Raw genomic sequence first — 8,990 nt, forward strand, 5'->3', positions numbered from 1 at the left:
GGCCTTGACCATGTTGCGGATCTTAAGATCTTCGTGCGCGATGACATCGTGATCACGGACCAGGTCAAGCGCGGTCTTGTGTGCGTGGTCGAGGCGTTGGCGGCGGACCTTTCGGTGCAGGTCGGCAATCTTCTGGACGGCGCGGCGGTGGTTGGCGGTGCGCTTGTCCCGGCGGACGCGGGGGAAGCGGGCGAGGGCCTGCTGCGCGGCTTGGAGTTTCGCGGCGGCCTTGCGGGCGTGGCGCGGGTTGTCCATGTGCTCGCCGTTGGAGGTGGTGAGGATTGAGGCGATGCCCATGTCGATGCCGACCACGGAACCGGTCTTGGGCAGCGGTTCGGGCTGGGCCTGCTCGGCGGTCAGGATCACATACCAGCGGCGTCCTTCACGCTTGACGGACACGGTATTGACCGTGCCGACCACGGGTCGGTGCTGGTTGACCTTGATGTGTCCGACGCCTTGGAGGCGGACGCGGGTGAGGGGGTCGTGCGGGGTGGAGTCCCACCGGCAGCCGTCACCGTCCTTGGGAAAGTCCACCGTGTCGAACCAGTTCACGCCCCGGAAGCGCGGGTATCCGGGTTTTCCCCGGCCTTGACGCGCCGGAAGAACGCGGCAAACGCCTTGTCCAGACGGCGCAAGGTGGCCTGCTGGCTGGAGAATGACCAGCGGCCCTGGCGCTCAGGGTCGAAGGCCCGGATGTCCTTGAGCTGGGCGGACTGCTGCCCGTACTTGATGCTCGTCCTGGAGGCGTGCTGGTAGGCGTCGCGGCGTTCCTGCAATGCCCCGTTGTAGAGGGAGCAGTGATCGCGCAGCATCTCGCCGAGCGCTGCCGCCTGGCCCACGGTGGGCCGCATGAGGAACTTGTACGCACGGATCATCCGGCCCACCCACTTCCCAACGTTGGCCCGCTTGATCATACTACCCTTGGCGTATGTCACCACGCTGGAACCCGAACCCCGATATCCGCACCGGACGTCACGTCACCTACAACCTCCACGCTCATTTGGTGTTCGTCACCAAGTACCGCAAGGACGTCTTCGATGACGCCATGCTGGAGCGGTGCGAGGAGATCATGCGGGAGGTGTGCGGCAGCTTTGAGACCGAGCTGAGGGAGTTCAACGGCGGGCGTGATCACATACACCTGCTCGTGCACTATCCGCCCAAGGTCGCCCTGTCGAAGCTGATCAACAGTCTGAAGGGCGTCAGTTCTCGCTACCTGCGCGCCGAGTACACCGGCCGCATCAACCGCATCGGCCTGGGGTCGGTCTTCTGGTCCCGGTCCTACTTCGCCGGATCGTGCGGCGGCGCCCCGATCAGCATCGTCCGCCAGTACATCGAGGGCCAGAAGCGGCCCATCTGACCCTCACGACCGAGGCTGAGCGAACTCCGGCGCTGCGCGCCTCCGGTCCGAGGATGCGTTTCCCTCCCCGGCTGAAGCCGGGGATACCCACGCAAGATAAGGGATGGACACCGCCATCGACGCCCAGTTCGGCCCCGACCACTTCGTCACCGCACAGATGATGCGCCTCAACGCCGGCACCGGCGACCTGCAATGGGTCAACGCCGGGCACCCGGCCCCGATGCTGATCCGCGACCACCACGTCATCGGCGCACTCCAAGGCCACGGCACGCTGCCCGTCGGAGTCGGCGGAGCGACACCCCTGATCAACAGCACACAACTCCACCCCGGCGACCGTGTCCTGGCCTACACCGACGGCCTCGTCGAAGAGCACACCACCGGCGGGGAACAGTTCGGCGAGGAACGCCTGATCGCCACCATCGAACGAGTCGCCCCCGCCAGCGCGACCGTGCAGCAGATGGTGCGGGACCTCTCTTACACCCTCATGCGGGAAAGAGGCGGAATCACCACCGACGACGCCACCCTCTTCCTCATCGAATGGCGCGGCGGCACCGCCGACCACCTCACCCGGCCACTCCTGTGACCGCAGGATGCCGGGCCGGCCGGCCCAGGGCTCAAGGAACGCCGTTCTCTTGAGAGAGAGTCATTCGCAGCGTGTGATCGCGGTCATGCGGCGAGTTCGGCGCGGCGGTCCCGGGCAGGGTGGACGGTGAGTGCGCGGTCGAGCCCGGTGGTCCGGAGCAGCGCGGCGACCTGCGGGCCGGGGTCGGCCAGGCGCACGGTGATGCCGAGTCCGGCGGCGCGGCGCTGGGCGCCGATCAGCACGGCGATCCCGGCCGCGTCGGCGGACGCCACCTCCCCCAGGTCGAGGATGAGCAGGCGGCCGCTGTGCCGCATCGCGCCGATCAGATGCTCGCGCCGCGCTGGAGCGGAGGCGGCGTCCAAGGTGCCCGTCAACGCGACGATGGTGTGGCCGGGGCGCCGGTGGACGGGCATCCTCACTTCGTCGGGGGCCAGGACCAGGCTCCCCGCGGCCGACGCCCGATGGTGGTGAAAGTGGTCATGTCGATCTCCGATCGCAGATGGGCCGTGGCGCCCCGCCGGATGACGGGCGGACCGAGGTAGCGGGTCAACGTGCCACGAGGTCTTCGCGCAACCGCCCGCCCTCGGATTCCCAGGCGTTCTCCGAGTCGTCCCGGGTGCCGGCACGATCCGCCGGACCGGGCGGTGCGGTAAGGGCCGCGAGCAGGCCGGGGGTGTGCAGGTGGTTGGCGGGATGGGCTGCCAGCCGACGAGGACGGCCGTCCCAGTCGTCCGTCCGGAGCATGACGTGGGTGATGGGCGGTGGTCGCCGATGGGGCCGTGGTCCTGCAGCGCCAGGATCAGGCCCGGCAGTTCGGCGACCGGGTCGGTCGATCGGGGCCACCAGGCGCCGTCCAGCGCGGTTCGTGCCGTGCCGGGAAGGGCGACGGGGGCGCAGCCGCAGCCGCCGAAGGTGGTGACAGGCTGATCGTTGAGACGGGATGTCGTCGTCGCCGGATGATTTGATCCTACTTGATTTATTTAGAAATGTCCGGAAAATGCAGAAATGATTTCTGGGAGATACACTGGGAGGGCGAAAAGATTTTCTCTCCCCGGCCAGGCCGAACGGTCGGCCATCAGCACAAGTGATGGCGTCTGCGTGAATTGCCTGTGTCCGTAATCGGGCCGCCGCGGTCAACTGGTAGTGGCCGGTCACCGCGGGACTGTGCCGACCTGGTCCAGGGCCGCCCGCTCCTCCCCGAGCTGGACGGCCCTGGACGAGCAGCACGCCCGCTGTGGATAAGGACGTCACGATCGCTGATCGACGTGAGCCGGAAATGAGCGCTGTGACCACCGCAAACCACGCCGCTGCGATCCAGTCCCGGCAAGCCGCAACGCTCCCACCGTCCCGGGCCACGTGCCGCAGCACATCCCCTCAAGCGCGGACGCCGTCCACCATTCGCCCGCGGTCGTGTCCATCGGTCTGCCCGCTCCGGCACCCCAGGGCGTCCAGCATGCGCGGGCCTACCTGACCGCCCGCCACGCGATGGGCGTGAACGAATTTCTCTGGGAGTCCAGGAAACGGCCGATGCCCGACCGCGATGCCATCAACGCGGTCATCACCGCCGGCGACTCAAACCCCGCTTGGACGAACCCGCCGCCGCACCGTTCCGGCTGCCCCCGGCCGCACCGACACGAGACACGCTCACCCACCGGCCACCCAGACCGGCAAGGACCAGCCGACCTGGGGCGAACTGGACGACGAAGACTGGGACATTGAACCCCGACGGGTCCAGCGGAAGGAGCGATGACGGCCCGACTGGCCGACCGGTGCGGCGGTGCCTTGGCGTCCGGTTCAGTACCGGGTGATCGGTGCCCAGCGCTTGACCGCGAAGGCGCCGTGGACCACGGCGTCCTCGGCGCCCAGGTGGTCGGGCACCAGGCTCGCGCGGTGCTCCTGCCATGCCTCGGCGGGCAGGTCGGGGAAGAACTGGTCGGCGGGCATCACCGGACCGTGCATCTCCTCGATCCGGGTGACGGTGACATCGCCGAGCTTGAGTTCGTTCATGAGCGGTTCCTTCTTGTTTTCGGGCACGCCGAAGGCGCGACCGTCGTGTTCTGAAAAGGAGCGGGAAACGGGGGTGCGGGCCGGCTACTCCGGAAGCGCGCGCCGGGAGGTGCGGTTCCCCGACCGGCGCCTGAGCGCCGTGCCGAGGGGTGGCCGCGGCGTGCATCAGCAGTGTCATCGCGGCCTGCGACGGCGAACCGGCCTCGGTGGTCGCGATGACGAGCACCTGGCCCGTCTCGGTGCGCAGCGTCTGCTGAGTGACGGTCATCGCTCCCACCAGCGGGTGGCGCATCCGGTAGACCGCGGCGTCGCCGGACTTGACCTTGTGGTCGGCCCACAGCGTGGCGAACTCGGAACTGTGCACCGAGAGCTCGCCGACCAGCGCGGCGAGCGCCGGATCATGGGGGAACCGCCCGGAGGCGGCCCGCAGCGTGCCCACCACCGCGCGGGCCTTGGCCGGCCAGTCCTCGTACAGCTCGCGGGTGTGCTCATCCAGGAACACCAGGCGCGCCATGTTCGGGCGCTGCCCCGGGCGGTCGGGGCGGTCCAGGTCCAGATGCCCGGCGAACAGCGCGTGCCCGGCAGGGCTCCACGCGAGGACGTCGCTGCGCCGGCCCAAGAGCACGGCCGGTACGTCCGCGAGGGCCTGCATCAGTTCCCGGGCCGCCTCCCCCACCCGTTCCGGTGCCGCCCGGCGCCCGCCCGGTCGGCCCTTCGAGCCGGCGGCCAGCACGAACAGGTGGCGGCGTTCGGCCTCGTTCAGCCGCAGCGCGGTCGCGATCGCGTCCAGGACCTGCGGCGAGGCGTTGAACGACAACCCCTGCTCCAGCCGCGCGTAGTACGACGCGCTCACCCCCGCCAGCATGGCCAGTTCTTCGCGCCGCAGCCCCGGCACCCGCCGCTGGTCACCGTAGGTCTCCACGCCGAGTTCCTCGGGCTTCACCTGCGCGCGCCGGGTCCGCAGGAACTCGCCGAGCTGCCGTCGTCCGTCCATGGCCTCAGTATTCGCCGCTGCCCCATCGCCGGCCACACCCTGCCAGTGACAGGCATCGCGACCATGGGGCCCGCCTGAGGCCGGAAACAATGGGAGCCCGCCGACATCCGGCTGCGCCTCCCGGCTCGGGGCCCGGCGGGTCGCGGGTCACAGCCGGGAGGCCGCCCAGGTCCATACGCGGGGCCGTCCGAGCAGGATGCCCGCGCTGAGCAGTGCGAGGAGGGCGCCCCAGGCGGCGATCTGTCCGGGAGTGACCAGCGGGTCGGGTTCGCGGGCGGTGCCCACGGCGGCGTCGAGCGCGTCGTTGTCGAGGGCCCCGTGCATCATGTAGGTCACCGCGGCCAATCCGGCGATGAGCGCCGCTCCGACCCTGGTTCCGAACAGCGTCGCGCCCCAGAGTGCGAGCGGGAATCCGACCCAGATCAGGGCCAGCAGGCCGGCGACCACCATGGTCCCGATGCCCACGTAGAGCACGCTGTCGACCTGCTCGTCCGCGCTGTCCGCCGCTGTGAGTTCGTAGCCGCAGTCGAACAGCCAGAACACCACGTAAAGGCAGATGCTGATCAGAATTTCGGGCGGCCGGCGCACGCTGCCCAGCGGCACGTCGGGGTCGGCAAGGTCCATGTGTCTGCGCAACGACGAGCCCGGGGTGGATGACCACCGGAGGATGTTCCAGATCTGGTGTGCCATCGGGGGCGGAGCCGCCGCGGGCGGGACCGTCGCGGGCAGGGCCATCGGCTGCCGGTGGCGCGGTCCCGCGAATTCCCTCAGGGCGTGGTCCACCTGCTTCACCACGTTCGGCGGTAGCGGGAAGCTGTGGCCCGGGGGGCCGGCCTGCGTCCGCCTCCAGGCCAGCGTCGGATGCCGTGCGGCGAAATCCGGGTCGGCAGGACCGAGAAACAGGTCTGCGTACAGTACCGAGACGGCCGCCAGCTCGTTCCAGCCGACCTCCCAGACCGCGGCGCGGCGCGAGGTGACGCAGCGGAGCCCGGCGCTCTCGATGATCAAGTACCGGGCCGGGTGGACCCAGTTCCGTTTCACCAGGACCAGGCCCGCCGTCATGAGGACTCCGATGCCCAGCACCACGATGATCGCGGGAATGCCCGCACCGGTGACCGCCATCACCGGGGCCGCGACGAACATGGCCAGCGACAGGCCGACCCCCATGACGACCCCCGCCAACGCGCAGCCCTGGCTCTGCCTGCCGAGGTCGATCGTCACATGGGGCGGCGTGTCCGAAGGCGGCGGTGCGGACGTGGGGCCGGGATCACTGGACATATGCGGCATGTAACCAGCAGTGCGAGACTTCGACCAAGACGCTCGGACCGTGACGCTCACGCCGCGCCACTTACGTTAAACCGATCGATAACGCCGCGGATTACGCTTCGCCCGCTCCATTCCCAGAGCGCCGGGAAGAGCACCCGCACCCGTTGCCCACGCACAGAAATGCAGGTCAGCGAGATTCGCCGGACGCCGCCTCCCGATGGCGTCCGGCCACGGCCTGGCCGGAACCGGCCGGGCGCCGTCGCGCTGCCGGCCGGGTTCGCTGCGGTCAACCGGCGGGACGCGTGACCGCCGCCCGGCTGGCCGTTTGCGCAAAGGTCTGGGGCGTGGTCAAGACTGGGTGGCGGCTTGTTCCTTATCTGCGGCCATCAGGGTGGGCGGCCTAGAGTTTCTTGCCGACTCCGGCGGCGACCTTCAGTTTGGTGCGGGGGGCAGGTTCGTCAGGCCACCAGTCCTGGACGTCGACGACACCCGGTTCCACCAGTTCGAAGCCGTCGAAGAACCGCGCGATCTCGTCCTTGTGCCGGAAGCACATCGGGGATGGCGAGTTGACCGAGATCTCTTCGAGCTTGGCCTTGGCGGCCTCGTCGCTGCCGTCGGTGCAGAACTGGGACAGCATCAGATGACTGCCCGGGGCCATGCGGTCGCGGTACTGCGCGATCACCCCCGCCGGGTCGTGTTCGTCGGCGACCAGGTGGAAGAGTCCGACGAAGAGGATCAGGACCGGGCGATCGAAGTCGATCAGTTCGGTGAGTTCCGGGTGACTCATGAGGGCCTGCGGGTCCCGCACATCGGCTTGGATGGAGATCACCCTGTCGCCGTCCGCCAGCAGGGCGCCGTTGTGCACGGTCACGAGCGGGTCGTAGTCGACGTAGACCACGCCGGCCTTGGGGTTGATGGCCCTGACGGTCTCGTGCACGTTCGGCGCGGTCGGAATACCGCTGCCGATATCGAGGAACTGATCGATTCCGGCCTTGGCGCACATCTGCGTGACCCGGAGCAGGAACCTACGCTGTGCCTTGCCGAGCACCGGCAGATCCGGCGCGAGTTGTATGACCTGTGCGGCGGCTTCGCGATCGACCGCGTAATTGTCCTTGCCACCGAGGACGTAATCGTAGGCCCGAGCGTGACTCATCTGGGTCGGGTCCACTCCGGGGGGTACGAACTCGTGCTCACTCATGTTCGCAACAGTCCTGCCCTGTCTGGGTGTAATCGGTCGAAAGCCCGAGTCGCTCAGCGTATCCCCGATGGTGGACACGGTCGAGGTCCTTGGCCGGTATCCGTCAAGGGGGCGACCGTCGTGGGACGGAAATGAATGCGACCTGATTGGCGGATCCGCCGGGCCGGCGTCCCGTGCCGCGCCCGCGACTGTGTCGCAACAGCGTGACCTGCGCTGTTGTCGAGATGCTGCAACCGGATTCGTGGGTCATTCTGGGTGATATGAGCGATCAGCAGCGCGCGCTCGACCAGAACCCAGGCGGGCATGGACACGGACATGGCCACGGGCAGGAGCGTGCCGCGGCGAGGGCGTGGGCGAAGGTCACGCATATGGTGCGGCCTCATTCGCACGAGGCGGCCGACAAGGTCGATGCGGCGGCCGAGTCCAGCGCCGAGGGCATGCGGGCGTTGTGGATCTCCCTCGGTGTGCTCGGCCTGACCACGCTCGTCCAGGCGGTGATCGTGGCGTGGTCGGGGTCGGTCGCGCTGCTGGGCGACACGCTGCACAACCTCGGCGACGCCCTGACAGCGGTGCCGCTGGGCATCGCCTTCATCCTCGGCCGCCGCCTGCCCAACCGCCGCTTCACCTACGGGTACGGGCGCGCCGAGGACCTGGCGGGGATCGTCATCGTGCTGGTCATCGCCGCTTCGGCGGTCGCAGCCGGATGGACGGCGATCGACCGGCTCCTGCATCCCCGGCCGGTGTCGCACCTGCTGGTCGTCGCGGCCGCGGGGCTGGCCGGGTTCGCCGGCAACGAACTGGTGGCCCGCTACCGGATCAGGGTCGGCCGCAAGATCGGCTCGGCGGCGCTGGTCGCCGACGGCCTGCACGCGCGGGCCGACGGGTTCACCTCCCTCGCGGTGCTGGTCGGCGCGGGCGGCGCCGCGGTGGGCTGGGGATGGGCCGACCCGGTGATCGGTCTGCTGATCACCTTGGCCATCCTGGGTGTGCTGGGGCAGGCCGCCCGGCAGATCTACCACCGGCTGATGGACGCGGTCGACCCGGACCTCACCACTCAGGCGCACGCGACGCTGGAAGCCGTCCCCGATGTCCTGGACGTGGGACGAGTCCGGCTGCGCTGGGTGGGGCACCGGCTGGAGGCCGACTGCCAGATCGTGGTGGCCCCCACCCTCTCGGTGGTCGACGCCCACCAGGTCGCCGTCGCCGCCGAGCACGCCCTGCTGCACTCACTGCCCCGCCTGGCCACCGCCATGGTCCACACCGACCCGCAGCAGGCGGACGGCATCGACCACCACGCCCTGCTCGCGGGACACCGGTGATCCCCCCAGTCCCGATCGTGGATGGCGCGGAAGAGAGTGTGGACGGCGAAGTAACCAGGCGTTGATCTTGCGCCGTCCTCGCCTCCTGGACGGTTCCCGGTCCTGAGCGTCGCAGCCGTTCGCCCCGGCCGCGTGGGGCGGTCGGGGCAACGGGTCGAAGGGCTGGGAGCGGGTCAGCGAGTGGAATTGGTGCTTTGGAGTTCGGGTGCCGCGCCCGGAGCGGGGACCGGGCCGCCAGGGGCGGGACGGGTGGCGGAGGGGCGGAC

10 protein-coding genes and 2 pseudogenes are annotated in these 8,990 nt (G+C 69.4%); 3 read left to right on the plus strand and 9 right to left on the minus strand.

Annotated elements, in window-relative coordinates:
- Together E1293_RS48965 and E1293_RS48970 are read right to left on the minus strand one after the other, a co-directional pair.
- Positions 1 to 552, minus strand: a 552-nt coding sequence (locus E1293_RS48965) for an RNA-guided endonuclease InsQ/TnpB family protein (protein ID WP_341770246.1), incomplete at its 3' end; no start/stop codon positions are given.
- The gene (locus E1293_RS48970) at positions 549 to 914 is read right to left on the minus strand and encodes a helix-turn-helix domain-containing protein (RefSeq protein WP_207939389.1); all 366 of its coding nucleotides are present in this window, start codon (positions 912 to 914) and stop codon (positions 549 to 551) included. The genes E1293_RS48970 and E1293_RS48965, both read right to left, overlap by 4 nt.
- Positions 915 to 928: 14 nt before the next feature.
- On the opposite strand from E1293_RS48970, the gene tnpA reads away from it, so the two are divergent.
- Together tnpA and E1293_RS40360 are read left to right on the plus strand one after the other, a co-directional pair.
- Positions 929 to 1,357 carry an IS200/IS605 family transposase gene (gene tnpA, locus E1293_RS40355; RefSeq protein WP_132204318.1) on the plus strand — a complete coding sequence of 143 codons (429 nt, stop codon included), beginning with the start codon at positions 929 to 931 and terminating at the stop codon, positions 1,355 to 1,357.
- A 103-nt stretch (positions 1,358 to 1,460) separates the two neighbouring features.
- Entirely contained in the window at positions 1,461 to 1,940 is a 480-nt protein-coding gene (locus E1293_RS40360) for a PP2C family protein-serine/threonine phosphatase (protein ID WP_132204320.1), read from the plus strand.
- A gap of 83 nt (positions 1,941 to 2,023) precedes the next feature.
- On the opposite strand, the gene E1293_RS40365 is transcribed toward E1293_RS40360, so the two are convergent.
- The 7 genes and pseudogenes from E1293_RS40365 to E1293_RS40390 all read right to left on the minus strand — a co-directional run bounded on the left by E1293_RS40365 (position 2,024) and on the right by E1293_RS40390 (position 7,405).
- Complete coding sequence (locus E1293_RS40365; protein WP_132204322.1) at positions 2,024 to 2,353, minus strand: STAS domain-containing protein; 330 nt, start codon at positions 2,351 to 2,353, stop codon at positions 2,024 to 2,026.
- A gap of 133 nt (positions 2,354 to 2,486) precedes the next feature.
- Positions 2,487 to 2,684, minus strand: coding sequence for a hypothetical protein (locus E1293_RS40370; protein WP_132204324.1), 198 nt, complete (start codon positions 2,682 to 2,684; stop codon positions 2,487 to 2,489).
- Positions 2,685 to 2,722: 38 nt separating this feature from the next.
- Positions 2,723 to 2,920: pseudogene (locus E1293_RS50875) on the minus strand (DUF5994 family protein); the annotation flags it as partial.
- Between the two features lie 814 nt (positions 2,921 to 3,734).
- Positions 3,735 to 3,947 carry a hypothetical protein gene (locus E1293_RS40375; protein ID WP_207939390.1) on the minus strand — a complete coding sequence of 71 codons (213 nt, stop codon included), beginning with the start codon at positions 3,945 to 3,947 and terminating at the stop codon, positions 3,735 to 3,737.
- 226 nt (positions 3,948 to 4,173) lie between these two features.
- Positions 4,174 to 4,941 (minus strand): annotated as a pseudogene (locus tag E1293_RS40380) (helix-turn-helix domain-containing protein); the annotation flags it as partial.
- Positions 4,942 to 5,088: 147 nt separating this feature from the next.
- Positions 5,089 to 6,219 (minus strand): hypothetical protein, encoded by a 1,131-nt coding sequence (locus E1293_RS40385; protein ID WP_132204326.1) that lies wholly within the window; start codon positions 6,217 to 6,219, stop codon positions 5,089 to 5,091.
- A gap of 388 nt (positions 6,220 to 6,607) precedes the next feature.
- Positions 6,608 to 7,405 carry an SAM-dependent methyltransferase gene (locus tag E1293_RS40390; RefSeq protein WP_132204328.1) on the minus strand — a complete coding sequence of 266 codons (798 nt, stop codon included), beginning with the start codon at positions 7,403 to 7,405 and terminating at the stop codon, positions 6,608 to 6,610.
- 368 nt (positions 7,406 to 7,773) lie between these two features.
- Between E1293_RS40390 and E1293_RS40395 the strand changes: the two genes are divergently transcribed.
- A complete protein-coding gene (locus E1293_RS40395; RefSeq protein ID WP_243717295.1) occupies positions 7,774 to 8,724 on the plus strand; it encodes a cation diffusion facilitator family transporter in 951 nt (316 codons plus the stop codon).
- The last annotated feature ends 266 nt before the right edge of the window (positions 8,725 to 8,990 follow it).

Source organism: Actinomadura darangshiensis (genome assembly GCF_004349235.1).
Taxonomy (GTDB): Bacteria; Actinomycetota; Actinomycetes; order Streptosporangiales; family Streptosporangiaceae; genus Spirillospora; species Spirillospora darangshiensis.